Source organism: Chromobacterium haemolyticum DSM 19808 (assembly GCF_000711885.1).
In the GTDB taxonomy this organism is placed as follows: Bacteria; Pseudomonadota; Gammaproteobacteria; order Burkholderiales; family Chromobacteriaceae; genus Chromobacterium; species Chromobacterium haemolyticum.
Genome location: NZ_JONK01000001.1, coordinates 56,256 through 73,344, shown reverse-complemented (window position 1 = coordinate 73,344; position 17,089 = coordinate 56,256). Strand labels below are relative to the sequence as shown.

18 protein-coding genes are annotated in these 17,089 nt (G+C 63.5%); 9 read left to right on the top strand and 9 right to left on the bottom strand.

The features are described 5' to 3' along the window. Positions 1-17: 17 nt before the first annotated feature. Both BR71_RS00355 and hmpA read right to left on the bottom strand, forming a co-directional pair. Positions 18-464 (bottom strand): Rrf2 family transcriptional regulator, encoded by a 447-nt coding sequence (locus tag BR71_RS00355; protein ID WP_043592979.1) that lies wholly within the window; start codon positions 462-464, stop codon positions 18-20. 188 nt (positions 465-652) lie between these two features. Further along, positions 653-1,870, bottom strand: a complete 1,218-nt coding sequence (gene hmpA, locus BR71_RS00350; protein ID WP_043631103.1) for an NO-inducible flavohemoprotein — start codon at positions 1,868-1,870, stop codon at positions 653-655. Between the two features lie 257 nt (positions 1,871-2,127). Here hmpA and BR71_RS00345 point away from each other — a divergent pair, with 257 nt between their 5' ends. The 7 genes from BR71_RS00345 (at position 2,128) to crcB (ending at position 7,586) form a co-directional block, all read left to right on the top strand. Further along, positions 2,128-2,919, top strand: coding sequence for an oxygen-binding di-iron domain-containing protein (locus BR71_RS00345; protein ID WP_043631101.1), 792 nt, complete (start codon positions 2,128-2,130; stop codon positions 2,917-2,919). After that, positions 2,912-4,297: a type IV pilus assembly protein FimV gene (locus BR71_RS00340; RefSeq protein WP_043631099.1), complete on the top strand. Its 1,386-nt coding sequence runs from the start codon at positions 2,912-2,914 to the stop codon at positions 4,295-4,297. Before BR71_RS00345 ends, BR71_RS00340 begins: the two co-directional genes overlap by 8 nt. An 11-nt stretch (positions 4,298-4,308) precedes the next feature. After that, complete coding sequence (locus BR71_RS00335) at positions 4,309-5,382, top strand: hypothetical protein (RefSeq protein ID WP_043631098.1); 1,074 nt, start codon at positions 4,309-4,311, stop codon at positions 5,380-5,382. Between the two features lie 18 nt (positions 5,383-5,400). Beyond that, on the top strand, positions 5,401-5,949 hold the full coding sequence (locus BR71_RS00330; RefSeq protein WP_019100998.1) for a GTP-binding protein: 549 nt from the start codon (positions 5,401-5,403) through the stop codon (positions 5,947-5,949). Beyond that, positions 5,946-6,578: a hypothetical protein gene (locus BR71_RS00325; RefSeq protein ID WP_019100999.1), complete on the top strand. Its 633-nt coding sequence runs from the start codon at positions 5,946-5,948 to the stop codon at positions 6,576-6,578. Before BR71_RS00330 ends, BR71_RS00325 begins: the two co-directional genes overlap by 4 nt. A 50-nt stretch (positions 6,579-6,628) precedes the next feature. Next, positions 6,629-6,991 carry a roadblock/LC7 domain-containing protein gene (locus BR71_RS00320; RefSeq protein ID WP_019101000.1) on the top strand — a complete coding sequence of 121 codons (363 nt, stop codon included), beginning with the start codon at positions 6,629-6,631 and terminating at the stop codon, positions 6,989-6,991. Positions 6,992-7,196: 205 nt separating this feature from the next. Beyond that, positions 7,197-7,586, top strand: a complete 390-nt coding sequence (crcB, locus tag BR71_RS00315) for a fluoride efflux transporter CrcB (RefSeq protein ID WP_043592972.1) — start codon at positions 7,197-7,199, stop codon at positions 7,584-7,586. Between the two features lie 6 nt (positions 7,587-7,592). Here crcB and pcp read toward each other — a convergent pair whose 3' ends face one another. The 7 genes from pcp to pxpB form a co-directional block, all read right to left on the bottom strand. Beyond that, positions 7,593-8,237, bottom strand: a complete 645-nt coding sequence (gene pcp / locus BR71_RS00310) for a pyroglutamyl-peptidase I (protein ID WP_043631096.1) — start codon at positions 8,235-8,237, stop codon at positions 7,593-7,595. Next, positions 8,234-9,244, bottom strand: a complete 1,011-nt coding sequence (locus BR71_RS00305; RefSeq protein ID WP_043631094.1) for a DUF2891 domain-containing protein — start codon at positions 9,242-9,244, stop codon at positions 8,234-8,236. The genes pcp and BR71_RS00305 overlap by 4 nt, the downstream gene beginning before the upstream one ends. Positions 9,245-9,386: 142 nt before the next feature. Next, a complete protein-coding gene (locus tag BR71_RS00300; protein ID WP_043631093.1) occupies positions 9,387-10,373 on the bottom strand; it encodes a DUF979 domain-containing protein in 987 nt (328 codons plus the stop codon). Next, positions 10,370-11,083 (bottom strand): DUF969 domain-containing protein, encoded by a 714-nt coding sequence (locus tag BR71_RS00295; RefSeq protein ID WP_043631091.1) that lies wholly within the window; start codon positions 11,081-11,083, stop codon positions 10,370-10,372. The genes BR71_RS00300 and BR71_RS00295 overlap by 4 nt, the downstream gene beginning before the upstream one ends. 63 nt (positions 11,084-11,146) lie before the next feature. Next, positions 11,147-11,884, bottom strand: coding sequence for a 5-oxoprolinase subunit PxpA (gene pxpA / locus BR71_RS00290; RefSeq protein WP_043631089.1), 738 nt, complete (start codon positions 11,882-11,884; stop codon positions 11,147-11,149). After that, on the bottom strand, positions 11,869-12,801 hold the full coding sequence (locus tag BR71_RS00285; RefSeq protein WP_043631087.1) for a 5-oxoprolinase subunit C family protein: 933 nt from the start codon (positions 12,799-12,801) through the stop codon (positions 11,869-11,871). Before BR71_RS00285 ends, pxpA begins: the two co-directional genes overlap by 16 nt. Next, the gene (pxpB, locus tag BR71_RS00280) at positions 12,794-13,456 is read right to left on the bottom strand and encodes a 5-oxoprolinase subunit PxpB (RefSeq protein ID WP_425265904.1); all 663 of its coding nucleotides are present in this window, start codon (positions 13,454-13,456) and stop codon (positions 12,794-12,796) included. The genes BR71_RS00285 and pxpB overlap by 8 nt, the downstream gene beginning before the upstream one ends. Before the next feature lie 156 nt (positions 13,457-13,612). Between pxpB and BR71_RS00275 the strand changes: the two genes are divergently transcribed. Together BR71_RS00275 and BR71_RS00270 are read left to right on the top strand one after the other, a co-directional pair. Beyond that, positions 13,613-14,122: a winged helix DNA-binding protein gene (locus BR71_RS00275; RefSeq protein ID WP_043631083.1), complete on the top strand. Its 510-nt coding sequence runs from the start codon at positions 13,613-13,615 to the stop codon at positions 14,120-14,122. A 456-nt stretch (positions 14,123-14,578) separates the two neighbouring features. Beyond that, a complete protein-coding gene (locus tag BR71_RS00270) occupies positions 14,579-17,002 on the top strand; it encodes a putative bifunctional diguanylate cyclase/phosphodiesterase (RefSeq protein ID WP_052370212.1) in 2,424 nt (807 codons plus the stop codon). Positions 17,003-17,089 lie beyond the last annotated feature (87 nt).

The window sequence follows — 17,089 nt, the reverse complement described above, 5'->3', positions numbered from 1 at the left end:
CAAAAACAACAATGTCATTAACCGGGACGCAAGGGCTGCCGGTGCAGCCGGACGATGGCCTCGCCGGTAGGCGCGGCCATCATATCGCGCAGCGTATATTGGTCCAGCGTCCGGAAAAACGCCGCCAAGGCTTCGTCCAGCGCGCCCTTGAGTCTACAGCCTTGCCGAAGCGCGCACGGCGGATCCGCACAGTCTATCAACTGCGATAGCCCTTCCAGCTCGCGCACCACCTCGCCCACCCGGTACTGCTCCGGCGCGCGCGCCAGCGCCAGGCCGCCGCCCTTGCCGCGGCTGGTCTGCAGCCAGCCCTGCTGCGCCATGAAATGGACAACTTTGACCAAGTGGTTGCGCGACACCTCGAAACGGGCGGCGATTTCCGGAATGGTGGCCAACTGCCCCTCTTCCTGCCAGGTCAGATACATCAGCACGCGGAGGCCGAGGTCGGTAAAACGGGTCAATTGCATGGTCTTAAAACCTGTTCCAAGCCTAGCGATCAAGCACGAGACAAGGCAAAAAATGACTGAAGACGCGAAGTGTACACATGGTACACGAGCATTCTGAAACTGTTTTAAACGTCGTATCGTCGACGCGCAGCAGACATTGAACAGGTTCTGAGGCGGAGCCCGGCGGCAAGCGCCGCCGGCTCAATGGCTTAAGCGCCGACGGCGTTGGAGCCGAACACTTCGAAATGAATCCGCTCCACCGCCACGCCCAGGTCCAACAAGCTGGAGCGCTGCGCCAGCATGAAGCCCACCGGGCCGCACAGATAGTAGTCAGCATCCGGCAACAGCGTCATTTCACGCAGTTGGTTCAGCTGTAGACGGCCTTGTTGCTGATAGTCCCGGCCTAGTTCATCCTCCGCGCGCGGCGCTTCATAGCAAACATGGGCGCGCAGCTGCGCGTAGCGTTCCTGCATCTCTCGCAAACCGTTGCGCATCGCATGCACGCCGCCGTGGCGAGCCGCGTGCAGGTAGCGGATTTCCCGGCGGCTGCCGGTTTTCAGCAGGTGCCGCAGCATGGACAACATCGGCGTCTGGCCGACGCCGGCGCTGATCAGCACCACCGGACCGCTACGCTCTTCATGCAGGAAAAAATCGCCCTGCGGCGCGCTTAGCTCCAGAATGTCGCCCTCCCGCTTTTCCGCATGCAACAGATTGGACACTCGTCCCGCTGGCTTGCCGTCACCGCCCGCTTCTCGTTTGACCGAAATCCGCAGATGTTCGCGATTGGGCGCGTCAGACAGGCTGTACTGGCGCGGCTGAGCCAGCCCCCATTCCGCAACAAAGCACTTGACCGAAACATACTGACCGGGACGGAAACCCGGCACCGCGCCGCCGTCGGCCGGCACCAGATAGAAGGATGTGATTTCCTCGCTCTCGTCCACCTTGCGCGCAATGCGGAACGGCCGCCAGCCGGCCCAGCCGCCCTCGTTGTTGGCGGCGGCAAGATACAGCTCGCGCTCCTCGGCGATCAAGATATCCGCCAGTTGGCCGTAAGCGGCGGCCCAGGCGTCTATCAACTCAGGCGTTGCCGCCTCGCCCAGCACCTCCTGGATGGAGGCCAGCAAATGCTTGCCGACGATGGGGTAGTGCTCGGCCCGAATGCCCAGGCTGACATGTTTGTGCGCCACTCGGGTCAGCACAGGCGCCAACGGCGATGGGTCGTCGATGTGCTGGGCGTAGGCCAATACCGCCATCGCCAGCGCCTGCTGCTGTTGACCGGAATGCTGATGCCCTTGATTGAAGATGTTTTTCAACTCCGGATTGTATGTGAACATGCGGCGATAGAAATGGCTGGTCAAAGCCAGGCCGTGTTGCTGCAACACCGGAACAGTGGCTTTGACAAGGGCGCGGATTTCGGGATTCAGCATGGAAGGCTCCTAAAGATGTGTTTTACATACATTTTAAAGCGGGTAAAAAATGCCGGTTGATCCCCGGCCTCCTTTAAAGATGTAAAAACTATACATCTTTATCGCGGTATTGTCATCGTCCTGGGCAAACATTCGCTCTGGGCAGTCTTGACCCAAGTCAACACCCCAACCATACCGCTTGCATAGAATCTTCACATTCTTACGGCATAACCTGGCGGCGGCGCTTCCATTGCGCAGCCGGCTTGATGAGGCGGCTTATGGCATTGGTGCTTTACGACGACGGCAATCACAAATGCGTCGCCTTCACCGAACTGGTGCAAGGCGAAGGCATACAATCCAACCAGTTCGCCATCATCGACCAAGGCGAGGGCATTTTGCTGGATCCGGGCGGCAACCTCACTTACAAGCACCTGATCGCGGAACTGGCCGACTACTTCCTGCCCTCGCACACTCGCTACATATTCGCCTCTCATCAGGACCCGGACATCATCGCCTCGGTGGGCGGCTGGCTGCTCATCACCGACGCTCAGGTGATCATCGCCGAAGAATGGACCCGCTTCTTGCCCCACTTCTGCATGCGCGGGGCCACAGCCGGCCGGCTGGTGGCGATTCCGCCGCGCGGCATGTGGCTGAGGCTGGGCGGCGCGGAACTGCAAATCGTCCCGGCCCATTACTTGCACACCGTCGGTTTTTTTCAGATCTACGATCCAATCAGCAAAATCCTGTTTTCCGGCGATATCGGCGCCTCGCTGATGGACGGGCACGCCGCCGGCTTGCCGGTCAGCGATTTCGATGCTCATCTGCATGACAGCCACATGCTCGCCTTTCATCGGCGTTATATGTCCAATAACAAGGCTTGCAGGCTATGGGTGGAAATGGTCCGTCAGTTGGACATTGAGTGGATCGTGCCGCAGCACGGCGCTTCCTTTCAGGGCAAGCCCATGGTGAAGCGCTTTCTGGACTGGTTCGAAACCCTGGAGTGCGGCACCGACCTGATCAGCCCCGCCGATTTCACGCCGCCGCCTCGCGAGGTGCCCTCTCATGACTGACTGGCTGCCGCAGAGCAATTTCGACCTTGTCGCCGGCCTGGCGCTGATCATGGGCCTACTGAGCTTGCTGGCCGCGCTGCGCTGGCAAGCGCGCCGCGACCGCGCCGCGCAAGCGCGGAACGCCGACATACAGATGGCGGAACCGGAGCCTGCGGACACCGGCGACGCCGAGCTGCCCTATCAGGTGGATGAGCTCGATTCGCTCGCCGAAGTCGACATCTTCATCGAGTTCGGCTATCTGGAACAGGCCGCGCAAGCCTTGCGTCACTACGTGGACCGGCTGGCGCCGCACTCCGGCAAGCAGCTTAAAAGGCTGGCCGGCCTATACCTGCAAACCGGGGCGCTGGACGACTACGCCTTGATGCTGGAACGCCAGCACGATCTGGCGCTGATAGGACGGGAAGCCCTGGAGCAGGCGGTGGAGGCCGGGCTGCGCGTCGAGCGCAACCACCTGTCCCTGCGAGTATTGGCGGAGCAGGGACTGGGCTGGGGGCCGGAGGAGATCGGCCTGCGTCTGGGCGACGACGCGCCGGACCTGTCGGAAGAGGCCACGGAGGAGACAACGGCGGCCATCCACCCCTCCCGCCCGTCGCCGTCGCCATCCATCGATGCCAAACGGCCCCAAGCCTTGCTGCATGGCTGCGCCCCGCTGTTCCCGCTGAACGAAAGAGAGAAAGACGTCATCGCCGCGCTCTTGCCAGCCGAACGCCGGGCCAAAGTCTGGCTGCGCTGGCAAGAATACGCTGCCGCAACCACGGCGTTAGAGCAGACGCTGGCCTTGCGGCCTCACTCGCTGACGCATCTACTGGACCTGCTGTATGTGCATTACCGACAGCGCCAATTACCGCGTTACGCGCGGACGCTCTGGCGCTTCCACTTGGCGCTGGGCGAGCATGGCGTAAGCCTCAAAGAACAATTGATCCACGCGGGTTGGCTGCTCGGTGCCCACCCGGTGCTGGATCTGCTGGCGCAACGCCCCGAACGGCCGGAGCTGGAGCGAATCGGCCGCAGTTTCGGCTTCAGCGGCGCGCCGCCCGCCTCCGCGCCTCTGCGCCGGCCGCTGGTCACGCGCCAAACCGTCAAGATGCCGACTGAGAGCGTCGACGCGCGCGGCGAGGCGGACGCCTACCTCAGCGAAGGTCAGGTCGATATGGCTATCCAAACCTTGGAACAGGCTGTGCTAAGCCAGCCGGAGGACGCCGCCAACTATCCGCCTTTGCTGCAGCTTTACCGTCGGCAAGACGACCGTGCTCGCTTCCATTGGCTTTTACAGCAGCTGCGCTCGCATGTGACGCGGCTGCCGCTGGAGGTCAGCGCGCAACTGGCCGGTTTCGATGCCGACGCCGACGCCGCCCATCGGCGCATGCTGGCCGCCTGAGCAAAACGCCCATGCCGCGCCCCACCCCGCCCGCCTCCGATATCGCCGTGCTCGCCGTCGGCATGGACGACCGCAAGCTGGCCCTGCTTCGCATGGCTTTTCGTTTGCACCACAGCATACGCTACCGCTTGCTGGAGTCCTCGTCCGGCGAACACCTGCCGGACCTGGCCATCGTCGATATCGACAGTCCAATCGGCTGGCAAGCCTGGGAAGAATTCCGCCTCCGCCACCCAGAGCTGCCCGCCTTGATCGTCGCCTCTACGCCGCCGGAACACGCCCCGGCTCCGACGCTGACCAAACCGCTGCGGGTGGAATCCCTGTTTCCCCAACTGCAAGCGGCGCTGGGGCCCGCACCTATTCCGACACGCGCTCCGGCGACGGACCCGCTTCCGGCTACGGCGCCCCGGTCCGAACCGGCCGCCGCGCCGGCTCCTCCGTCTTCCATGCCGCCGATCTCCATCGCCCGTTTCGACCCGCGCCGCGGCCTGCTCGGCGCGACCACGCGGCTGGCCCGCCAACCGCGGCCGGCGCTATTGCTGGTGGATGGCAGGCCGCTGCTATGGCTGCGTCCGGACCGCGCACAAGCGCAATGCCTGCAGCCCGCGGAGCAATTGCGCGAGCTGTGTCGGCAGGATACGCCCGCATTGCAGGCGCAGGCCGCCGGCGCCAGCGCCGGCGTCGTCACCCAGCCGTTACCGGCGCTGCTATGGCAACTGGCGATTTGGAGCAGCCAGGGGCGGCTGCCCGCCGGCATCGGCGCCGACACCCCCCTGCGGCTGAGGCAATGGCCCAATCTGACCCGGTTGGAGGCGCTGCCGGATGCGACGCGCCTGAGCGCGCTGCTGACCAAAACGCCGGCCACGCTGCGCATCATCATCCGGCTGCTTCGCGTGGACCCCGAACACGCCTGCACCTTCCTGGCCGCGGCCCATGCTTTGGGCCTGCTGGACTGGCGCAGCGATGCGCCGCCTCTGAAAGTGATATCCAGCGCGCCGGTGCGGCCCGGCTCGACGCCGACCGGCCCCCTGCGCCCAGACGGCGCCGGCTTCTTGTCCCGACTCCTGCAAAAAGTGACCCGCTTGTGAGCCTCTCGACCTTCCATCATGCGCAGCCCCGATAACAAAATCCTCTTCGCCGGCCCCGTGGGCGCTGGCAAGACCACCGCCATCGCCGCCATCAGCGACATCGCCCCGATCCGCACCGACGCCAAGGCCAGCGACATGACCCTGCATCGCAAGGACCACACCACGGTAGCCCTGGACTACGGCATGCTGCGCCTGGACGCCGACACCAAGGTCCACCTCTACGGCACCCCCGGCCAGGAACGCTTCGACTTCATGTGGGACATCGTCAGCCGCGGCAGCATCGGTCTGATCCTGCTGTTGGACCACAGCCGCGCCAACCCTCTGCAGGATCTCAGCTTCTTCCTGCGCGCCTTCGAACCGCTGCTGCGCCGCGCGCCGCTGGCGCTGGGCGTCAGCAAGACCGATCTCGCGCCGCTGTCCGCCACCGACGTCTACGCCGAAGCCCTCGCCGCGCGCGGCTTGAACGCGCCGGTGTTCGAAGTGGACTGCCGCCGCCGCGAAGACATCAAACAACTGCTGCTGGCGCTGCTGTACTCGATAGACCCTGGTCTGGGAGAACCGCAATGAACGAAGAACTGCGGCTGAGCGGGCCGCTCTACCCGATGGCCACGCCGGCCGGGGCCTTTTACGCCGTAGCGGGAGCCGAAGCCGACCTGACCCGTCGCCTGCTGTTCAACATCCTGCGGCTTGGCCATGCGGTGCCGCTGAGCGAACCCTTGCTCAGCGAATGGTGCGACGACGAGTTGGAACAGGCGCTGGCCACCCTTTATCGATTGCAACGATTGGAATTCGTGCACGGCACCGCGGAACCGCGGCCAGCCCTCGCCGGCAACCTGGAAAGCCAGCTGCCGGAGCTTCTGGAGGCTTTGTCCGGCAGCGGTCAGGCCTTGCTGGCCGACGATAACGGCCTCTATTACGCCACCGCAGGCTTCCACCACGAAACCGCCGAGGAAATCGCCGCGCTGGCCGGCGATTTGATGTCATTGAGCCGTCGGCATCATCTATTGCTCAAGAACCATCTCAATCTGGGCAGCGCCGCCTGGGCCGCGGTGGACCCGGCCGGCCGCAGCCAACTGGCTTTTTACCCCCTGCACGTGGCGCAGCAGGCCTTCGCGTTGATCATAGGCGGCGAACCTCGGCTGCAAAGCGAAGCCTTTGTGGGCTTGGTGGAGTTGCTGGCGCGCCGCTACGCCTGAACCCCGGCCGCGCTACGGCCGGCGCATTGAACAAAACCCTGGAGAACACCATGCGTGAACAGATGCTCAAATCCATCCTGAGCGACCTCAACGGCGCAACCGCCGACATAGAAGCATCCGCCATCATTTCCGCCGACGGCCTAACCATGGCGGCGCTGCTGCCGCAGGAGGTTGACGAAGACCGGGTCGGCGCGATGGCCGCTGCGATGCTCTCGCTGGGCGAGCGCACCGCGCGAGAACTGGCGCGTGGCGGGCTGGAACAAGTGATGGTCAAGGGAGAGCACGGCTACATTCTGATGAGCCACGCCAGCCCGGACGCGGTGCTGACCGTGATCGCACGGCGCGAGGCCAAGCTGGGTCTGATTTTTCTCGACGCCAAACGCGCGGCGCGCAGCATTGCCGAAATTCTCTGAGAACCTCGCGAGCAGGGTCGAGACAAGGCGAAAACCAGCGAAAAAACGGAATGGTCGGGTGGTACATGCGCATTTTGAGCTTGTACTCACCGTGCAACGCACCACGAAGCGCAACAGACTTTGAACAGGTTCTAACAAGCAGGCCTATGCTTGGCGGCACATGGCCGGCACAATACGGTTTTGCTTCCGCGCAAGACTCGACTCCATGTGGAAAACCATACTCGCCATCTCCGTCGGCGCAGCGTTGGGCGCCTTGTTGCGCTGGGCGCTGGGCGTCAAGCTGAACAGTCTATGGCCCAGCCTGCCGCCAGGCACGCTGGCCGCCAATCTGATCGGCGGCTACATCATCGGACTAGCCGTCGCCTTCTTCGCCAGCGCGCCGGGGGTGTCGCCGCTATGGCGGCTACTGGTCATCACCGGCTTTTGCGGCGGCCTGACCACCTTCTCCACCTTCTCCGCCGAAGTCATCGCCTTGCTGCAGCAACAACGGCTGTTGCCGGCGCTGGCCGCCGTCGCCGTTCACGTCGGCGGCTCGCTGCTGGCCACCCTGACCGGCATCGCCAGCTGGCACTGGCTGCGCGCGCTCAAGGGATGATGCCGTCTAGTGCGTCGCCCCGCCCGTCTCGACAATGTCCTCCGTCGCGGTCAAAGCCGTTTCCAAGGCCAGCCGCAGACCGGCGACTATCATCTCTAGGCTCATGCTGGGCGCGCCCGGATGCGCGGCGGCCTGCTCCGGCAAATAGGGAATGTGGATGAAACCGCCGCGCGCGGGCGCGCCGGTCAAGGCGTGCATCAGGCCGTAGAACACATGGTTGCAGACAAAGGTCCCCGCGCTTTGCGACACGGCCGCTGGAATGCCGGCGGCGCGCAAGGCCGCCGCCTGCGCCTTGATCGGCAAAGTGGAAAAATAAGCGGCTGGCCCCCCCGGCACCACCGGCCGGTCTATCGGCCGATGGCCGGCATTATCCGCGATGCGGGCATCGTCCACATTGATCGCCACCCGCTCCAAGGATAGCTCCGGGCGTCCGCCCGCCTGACCCACCGCCACGACCAGCGCCGGCCGTAATTCGGCCATTTCTCCGCGCAAAACGCTCAAGGCCTCGCCGAACACGCATGGCAGCCGCCTCGCAGCCACCACCGCGCCCATCAACGACTCTCCATCCAGCCGGCTCGCAGCCTCCCATGACGGATTCACGCTCTCGCCGCCAAACGGTTCGAAACCCGTCAACAACACGATCTTGCTCATTCAAGCTCTCCCTCGTCCAAAGCCAGCAAGGCGAAAGTCCCCAGCCAATGCTCCCCAGTGTAATGACCACTGACCACGTGCGGCAGGCCCGCGTCCAGATGCGCCCGCGCGCCTTGGCCCAACAAAGCCCCCCAAGCGTCGTCCGCCGGCAGCGCCGCCGTCAACTGGCGCAAACACCAGGCGCGGCTCAAATTCAAGCCGATGAGATGGCCGATCTTGGGGTCCGAGCCGTTACTGACCTTTACCGGACTCAGCAAGACAGCGTTTCGCGGCAAATCGGGCAAGAAAGCGCGCAGCCAATCGCGAAACGGCTCGGCCGGCAACAGCCGGCTAAGCAACAAAGCCTGGCATAAGCAGGGCGACAGGAAATCATCGCCGCTTGGCTCCAAGCGCGCCGGATAATCCGCATCGGACAGGAAATAACGCCGGGCTGCCGCCTCCAGCGCCTGCGCCAGCTCGGCATCGTCGGCGGCGCGTGCATAGTCCAGGCTCAGCAACAAGGCAAAGGCAGTGTTGGCGTGCCCGCCGCTGCGGATCGGATAATCCTGCAAAGGGAGAAACGTAAGCCAGCGCTGACGGATCAAAGTCAGCAGCGGCCGCATCGCCTCGCGCCATTGACCGGATTGAGGCGCCTCCCAGGCCTCAAGCTCTTGCGCCAAGGCCAGCAACCAGGCCCAGCCATAAGGCCGCTCATAGCTTGTACGGCCCGGGGCGGCGAAGTAGTCCGCCTCTGCCTGGAAAGCCTGCGGCGAAAAATGGCTGGCGAATAGAGCGGCGATATCAGCCTGCTCCGGCAAACGTGGAAAACGACGCGCCAGGCGCGCCAACAGCCAGAAGCCATGCACGGCCGAGTGCCAGTCGTAGCAGCCGTAGAACACGGGATGCAGGCTGCGCGGCGGGCGCGCATCATCCGGCCCGTTCAGCAAGTGGCTCAGAAAGTTCGGATACTCCCGAACCAGGCCGGCCAGCGGCAGCGCCGCCAGCGCGGAAGCTTGTTGCGGATTCATTCAGCCTCCTTTAGGCCTGTTCACGATCTCGCGAGACAAGGCGAAAACAGCTGAGAAAGCGGAATGCACACATGGCACATGAGCATTTCTAAGGGGTTTTCAACGCCGTATCGCCACCGCGCAGCAGATCGTGAACAGGTTCTTAGCGAAACACGATGAAATACATCAACAGAATATTCACGCCCAGCAAGGCCAGCGCGGTGGGAATCTGAGTCTTGATCACCAGGTATCTGTCCTTCAGTTCCAGCAAGGCCGCTGGCACGATATTGTAATTGGCGGCCATGGGCGTCATCAGCGTGCCGCAATAGCCGGAATACATGCCGATGGCCACCAACGGAGCGGCGTCGGCATGCTGGCCGACGATCAGGAAAGGCAGCGCGATGCCGGCTGTCATCACCGGAAACGCTGCAAAGGCGTTGCCCATGATCATGGTGAACAGCGCCATGCCGATACAGTAGATCGCCACCAGCAGAAAACGGTTGTCCGGATCGACAAACAGGCCCACCACCTCTTGCACCGCCTGGCCGGTCTTGGCGGCGACGAACACCCCTCCCAGCATCGCCAGCATTTGCGGCAGGATGGCGGCCCAACCAATGGAGTCCACCAGACGACGCGATTCGCGCACCGCCTGCAGCGGGGTGCCTCCAGTCAGCTTCCATCCCAGCAACAGCGCGCAGACGCAGGACACCGCCAAGGCGGCCAAGGTCAAATGCTTCTGATCCAACAAGGCCGCGCCGCCAATCCCGACATCCTTCAGCAACACCGTGCAAGCCACAGTCAACAGCGGAATCAACAAGGCGGGCAGGAAAATCTTGTTGCCCAGGCGGCTGGCGGCCTCCCGTCGCTGCTGATCGCTGCTTTGGCTATAACTGCCGGACGCCAAACAGCCGGCTCCGGCCAACAGGGCAAGCGCGATCACAATGAGGCCCACCAGGCGATAGGCCATCGCCTTGCCCAGAACCGCCGTTATCAAGTCGCCGAACAAAAAGGTGGAACCGAACAAGAACCAGAACAAGGCGGTGGTATAGCGCTTGGGATTGCCGCGGTCGCGCAGCGTCATGCCCACCAAGAGCATCACCACAATGCCGATCAGATAATAAATGTCATTGATGCTGAACCATGCCTTCATGCCGCAGCCTCCTGTTGAGCGCGCCAAGCGGCGATATCGCTTTGCAATCTGGCGTCAAGCCGCGCCAAGCGCGCCATATGGATGATCAACGCGCTGACGGCGGTGGGAATCGCCCACAGGCCGATGTGCAGCGGTTCGATATTGGCGATGCCGTTTTCCTTGAGGAAGGCATCCATCAACAACAACGCGCCAAAGGCGATGAAGATGTCCTCGCCGAAAAACACCGCGATATTGTCGCAGGCGGCGGCATGGGCGCGGATGCGGTCGCGCAAGACCGGCGGCAGCTCCCCCAGCTGATTGGCCGCGGCGCCCTCGGCCATCGGCGCCAGCAAGGGGCGCACGGTTTGGGCGTGTCCGCCCAGATTGATCAGACCCAGCGCGGCGGTCAGCTCGCGCACCACGAAGTACAGCATCAGGATGCGCGCGGTGGTGGCGCTGCGAATGCCGGCTATCCATTGCTGTGCGCGTTCTTTCAGGCCATAACGCTCCAACAGGCCGATCACCGGCAGGATCAGAATAAAGGTGGCCAATTGACGGCTATTGAGGAGTTTTTCGCCGAAGGTTTCCAACAGCGCGCCCAGATCCATGCCGACCGCCAGGCCGGTGCTCAGACCTGCGGCGGTGACCACCAGCAGCGGATTGAAGCGCAACGCGAAGCCCGCCACAACCACGGGAATGCCCACCAGGGGCAGGTAGGATGCAAGATCCATGCAGTTTCTCCTTTGTATGATGGAAATGGCCGCCTGCGGACGGCTCTAGTTTCCGGATAAGGCTCACAAAGCCATGATGCCCACGCCCTCCTGTTCCAAGCGCCGACGCAACAACCTCGCGAACTCCAGCGCGTGCGCGCCATCTCCGTGCAGGCAAACGCTGTCGGCGCGAATCTCCAACTCCCCGCCGTCCAGCGTGGCGACTCGTCCTCGCAACACCAGCTCCAGGGTCTGGCGCAAAGCCTGCTCCGCATCCTCGATCACCGCGCCCGGCATTCCGCGCGGCGCCAGACTGCCGTCGGCCAGATAAGCGCGGTCGGCGAACACTTCTTCTATCGCTTGCAAGCCGTGACGCCTCGCGGCGCGGCCGGACTCTCCGCCGGCCAAACCCACCAGCCGCAGTTCGGGATCGAAATCCCTCACCGCGCGGGCGATGGCGTCGGCCAGCGCCGGATCGCGCGCCGCCTGGTTGTACAGCGCGCCGTGCGGCTTGACGTGGCGCAGCCGCGTTCCGGCTGCCCGGGCCATCGCTTCCAGCGCGCCCACTTGGTACAGCACGTCCTGATATACCCGTTCCGGCGCGCGCTGCATCATCTTGCGGCCAAAATGCTCGCGGTCGGGAAAGCCTGGGTGAGCACCCAGCGCCACCCCGCGTCGCGTCGCGTCCCGCACCGCCCGCCACATGGTTTCGGCGTCGCCCGCATGCCAGCCGCAGGCGATGTTCACCGAGCTGACCTGGTCCATGATCGCCGCGTCGTCGCCGCAACCCTCGCCGATGTCGGCGTTCAAATCGATCTGCATGCCTGACTCCAATCCTGTCCCTGCAACCACTGCCGCAGGCGTAAGCGCGCCGCCGCCGCCTGTTGCGCGTCCACCATCTCGAAACGCATCTTGGCCCCCGGCCGCGCTTGCGCCAGCTTCCACAAATCCGCTTCAATCACGCAGGCGATGCGCGGATAGCCTCCCGTCGCCTGCGCGTCCGCCAGCAAAACAATGGGCTGACCGCCCGGCGGCGCTTGTACTACGCCGGGGAGAACCCCGTGGGACGGCAAATCTCCGGCGGCCTCCCGCGCCAAGGCCTCGCCCTGTAAGCGATAGCCCATGCGATTGCTCTGCGCGGACACCGTCCACTCGCCTTCGCTGAACGCCTGCCGCGCCGCGCGGGAGAACTGCTGCCACTCCGGGCCCGGCAAGGCGCGCAATAACGGCGTCCAGCCAAGATTGCGCCGGCCCAGCCGGCCAGACAGCGCAAGCGCCGGCCCCAAGGGCAATTGGTCCCCGGCCTCCAGCGCCCGCCCCATCCAGCCGCCAAAACCCGCTTGCAGATCGGTGGCGCGCGCGCCCAGAGCCAGAGGCGCGTCAATGCCTCCGGCCAAGGCGAGATAAGCGCGCATGCCGTGACGGCAGCCGCGCAAGAGCAAATGCTGACCCGCGCGGGCCGGATAGCGCCAGCCGCTCCACACCGGCTCGCCGTCCAGCTCCGCGCCGAAGTCCGCCCCCATCAACGCGAACCAGCCATCGCGCAGAAAGCGGACGCCAAACGGCCCTAAAGCCACCTCGATGCCAGCCGCGTCCGCGGCGTTGCCCAACAGACGGTTGGCCATGATCAGCGCCGGCGCGTCCAGCGCTCCGCTCTGCGCGACGCCGAGGTGACGCAAGCCACGCCGGCCCAGGTCCTGCACCGTGCTTTGAATGCCGGCCTGCGTAACTTCAATCATCTCCGTCCTCCCACGGCACAAAACGCACGCAGTCGCCTGGCAGCAACAGAGACGGCTCCGCGCGTCGCGAATCGAATAATGTCAGGTGAGTCCGGCCTATGATCTGCCAGCCGCCGGGACTGGTCGCCGGATAGATGCCGGTCTGCCCGCCGCCAATGCCCACCGAGCCGGCCGGCACCGCCAGCCTGGGCTCAGCGCGCCGCGGCGTGGCCAACCGCTCGGGCAGTCCCCCCATATAGGCGAAGCCGGGCTGAAAACCGAGGAAGTACACCACGTAGTTCGCCGAAGCATGAGCGGCCACCGCTTCCGCCTCGCTCAAGCCGGCATGCGCCGCCACCACCGCCAGATCCGGACCGTGGCGACCGCCGTAGCACACCGGCACATCCACCCGCCGCACACGCGGCGCGGCCTCTTGCGCTTCCGCCCAGCCGCGGCGCAAGCGCCCCAGCCAAGCCTCGCCGTCGCCGGCGTCCGGGTCGAAGATCAGGGTGAGATTGTTCATGCCGGGCACCACGTCGATCAGCCCAGACGCACCCGTCAAGGTTTGCGCCAGCCACCAAATGCGTCGCTGACACGCCAGATCGGCCGGCTTAACGCTTTCCAATACAGCGGCCCGCTCGCCCAGCAGGTAATAGCGCATTGAGTTCGATGCCAAACCATTCTCCATTTGCAGCCGCCCGTCTCGCGGTGCGTGTATTTGTTATTTTGCAGATAAAACATCTATAAATTATTTGTATTTATTGGCTATGTCCAGCGCAAATGACGTTTTGTTATACTGGCCGGCCAAGCCACTTCGTCTCCGGACCCGTCCATGAACGCTCAACGCAACATCGTCTCCTCATCGCATCTGGTCTCCGAGCGTTGCGCCGAGCTATCCGAGTTCGAATTCGGCTTGATCGTGGCCAACAACGCTTTCAATCGCTGGATGACCCGCTGCATGGCGGCCGCTGGAGAGAGCGATATGACCGCGATGGAAGTGTCCCTGCTGCATCACGTCAACCACCGCGGCCGCAGCAAGAAATTGGCGGACATCTGCTTCGTGCTGAACATCGAGGACACTCATGTGGTGTCCTACGCGCTGAAGAAGCTGGTGAAAATGGGCTATGTCGGCAGCGAAAAAGTGGGGAAGGAAGCCTTGTTCGCCACGACCCAGGCCGGCATTGAACTGTGTCAGCGCTACCGCGACGTGCGCGAGCAATGCCTGATCAACGCGCTGATCGACAATGGCGGCCAACAGGCCGATATCGGCGACAACGCGCAATTGCTGCGCATGCTGGCCAGCTTGTACGACCAGGCCTCGCGCGACGCGGCCTCTATGTAAGCGCTGGTTGATCTGCGAACCGCCGCGCCTGGAGAAAAACTCGCGCGGCAAGCGCGGCACATGCTTGCCCCGCCATTTTGGGCGAACGCCGCCCTTGCCGCCGGCCTCGCCATGTCGCGCCGGCGCAGACTCTTCCCGTTCCCAGATACCAATCCAATCAAGCCAACGGCAAGCCCAGAGAAATTAGGCTATTCATTTATTATCAAACCTTCTCATCTAAAATAAACATTCGATATAGTTGTAAAAAATATTGAATAATTTCGAATGGGATGATAAAAACGCCATACACCAGCACTTAGACCGGTGAAATACCGCCCGTTGGCGGGTGCGCCGCGACAGGCAGACTCCGAATTCAACTGCGGCGTCGGCTCGCCGCTCGGGCCAGAGACGTCGGCGTCGGCGCTTGATGGGGACCATTTAGCCGCATAGTTACCATATTCATCAGCCGGAACCGCCATGAGGTCGAATACCGCCAACCGACAGCTGCTCTTTGTCGTGCTGCCCTTCTTGCTCATCGTCGTCATGCAGGTGGCGCTAAGCGCGTTCAGCCTCTATGTGGTTTCCACCGCCCGAGCCTACGTGGCGGGGGAAGGCTTATGGTCGAAAGCGCAGAAGGACTCCATCTACCATTTGACCCGCTACGCCCAGACCGGGTCCGACCACGATTTCCAACGCTACCGGCTGGCGATCTCCATCCAGCTGGGCGACCACCGGGCCCGGCTGGCGCTGGATCGCAAACCGCCGGATCTGGACACCGCGCGCCAAGGCTTCCTGGACGGCGGCAACCATCCAGACGACATTGAAAACATCATCCGCGCCTATCTGTGGTTTCACCGCATCAGCTACCTGGCCGAAGCCATCCGCTATTGGAAAATAGGCGATTACTACCTGCAGGAAATTCAGACCATCGGCGAGCAGTTGCGCCAAGGCTACGCCGACGGCTCCTTGAGCCAGGCAGACAAAGCCGCTCTTACCTCTCAGATCGTCGAAATCAACGAAGCGGTGAAAGCGCCGGCCCAGGGCTTTTCCCGCGTGCTGGGCAACGCCTCCCGCGAAGTCAGCCAGGCGGTCTGGAGCGCCAATCTGATGGCGGGGATGCTGCTGGTGCTGCTGACCATTTTGCAGATCCGCCGACTGATTCAGGCCTCGGACAATTACAAAGCCGCCTTGCAAGCGGAGCAGCAACGCGCCGAGATCACGCTGCAATCGATAGGCGACGCGGTGATCACGCTGAACATGCAGGGCGAGGTGATCTATCTGAACAACAGCGCCAAGCACATGCTGAGCCACGTAGAGACGGAAAGCCTGGGCCTGCACTTCGACCAATTGCTCAGCCTGATCAAACAAGGGCAAGAAACCGACAGCACGCTGCGCTTCGCCGAGCTTTGCCGCCAGGACGAAACCAGCCGCACCTATCCCAAGCTGAACATGCTGCGCCACAACGCGATTCCGCTGCAGGTCAGCCTGGTGGCCGCGCCGATTCGCGACCGCCACGGCGAGCAATACGGCATCGTGCTGGTGCTGCATGACAACACCGCGGAGCAGCAATACATCAACGAATTGTCCTGGCAGGCCAGCCACGACGCCCTGACCGGCCTGGTCAACCGCAGGGAGTTCGAAACCCGCGCCATCAAGGCGATCAAACAACTGGACCAAGCCGAGGCGTCGCTGGCGCTGATGTTCATCGACCTGGATCAATTCAAACTGATCAACGACACCTACGGCCACGCCGCCGGCGACGAACTCCTGTGTCAGATCAGCCGCTCGGTGGCGCGGCGACTGCGCGCCTCGGACACGCTGGCGCGGCTGGGCGGCGACGAGTTCGGCGTCTTGCTCGGCAACAGCTCGGTGGAATCCGCCATCGCCAAGGCCAACAATCTGCGCCAGGCCATCATGGAATGCAGCTTCCAGTGGGAAGGCAACCAATTTTCCATCAGCGCCAGCATCGGCTTGGTCTGCGTGTCCGACGCCGACACCTCGCTGGCCGAGGTGATGCGTTCGGCTGACATCGCCTGCTATATGGCCAAGGAAAAAGGCCGCAATCGCATCCAACTGCACATTCCTCACAATTCCGAAGTGTCGGCGCGCTTTCACGAGATGGACTGGGTGCAGCGGCTGCGCCAGGCCCTGCGCGACGACAGCTTCACCCTGTACGCTCAGGACATCGTCCCGCTGGCCGCCCATCCGGAGCGCGGACGCTATGTCGAGGTGCTGCTGCGCCTCAACGCCGACGACGGCAGCCAGGTGCCCCCGGGCTTGTTCGTGCCAATCGCCGAGCGCTATGGCCTGATGACCGAAATCGATCGCATCGTGGTGGAAAAAGTGTTTCAGGAGCTGGCGCTCCTGCGCCGCGCCGGCAATCAGGACATTAGACACTGCGCAATCAATCTATCCGGCTCCACCCTGTGCGACGACGGCTTCCTCGCCTTCGTTCAGCAACAGTTCCAACGCAGCGGCGTCCCACCGGAACTGATCTGCTTCGAAATCACAGAGACCAACGCCATCGCCAACCTGGAAGCCGCACAGCGGCTAATCCACGAACTGCGCCGAATCGGCTGCCTGTTCTCGCTGGACGATTTTGGCACCGGCATGTCTTCCTTCGCTTACCTGAAGCACTTGCCGGTGGACTTCCTGAAAGTCGACGGCAGCTTCGTCCGGGAGATGGCGACGGACCCGATAGACCATGCCATGGTGGAGATGATCAATCACATCGGCCACGTCACCGGCAAGCGCACCATCGCCGAATTCGTGGATACGCCCGAGATCGTGGCCGAGTTGCGCAAACTGGGCGTGGACTACGCCCAGGGCTTCCACCTGAGCCGGCCGGAGCCCTTCGGCTTCCGTCATGCGCGCGGCGATCACCGAATGCGACAGCAATAGGCTACCGGCCTGATCGTCAGGCCGGATCAGGGCGGCCGACAGGCCGCCGCGTCTGGCCGGCTTGGCCCGGCCTTGCTTCTAAGGAAA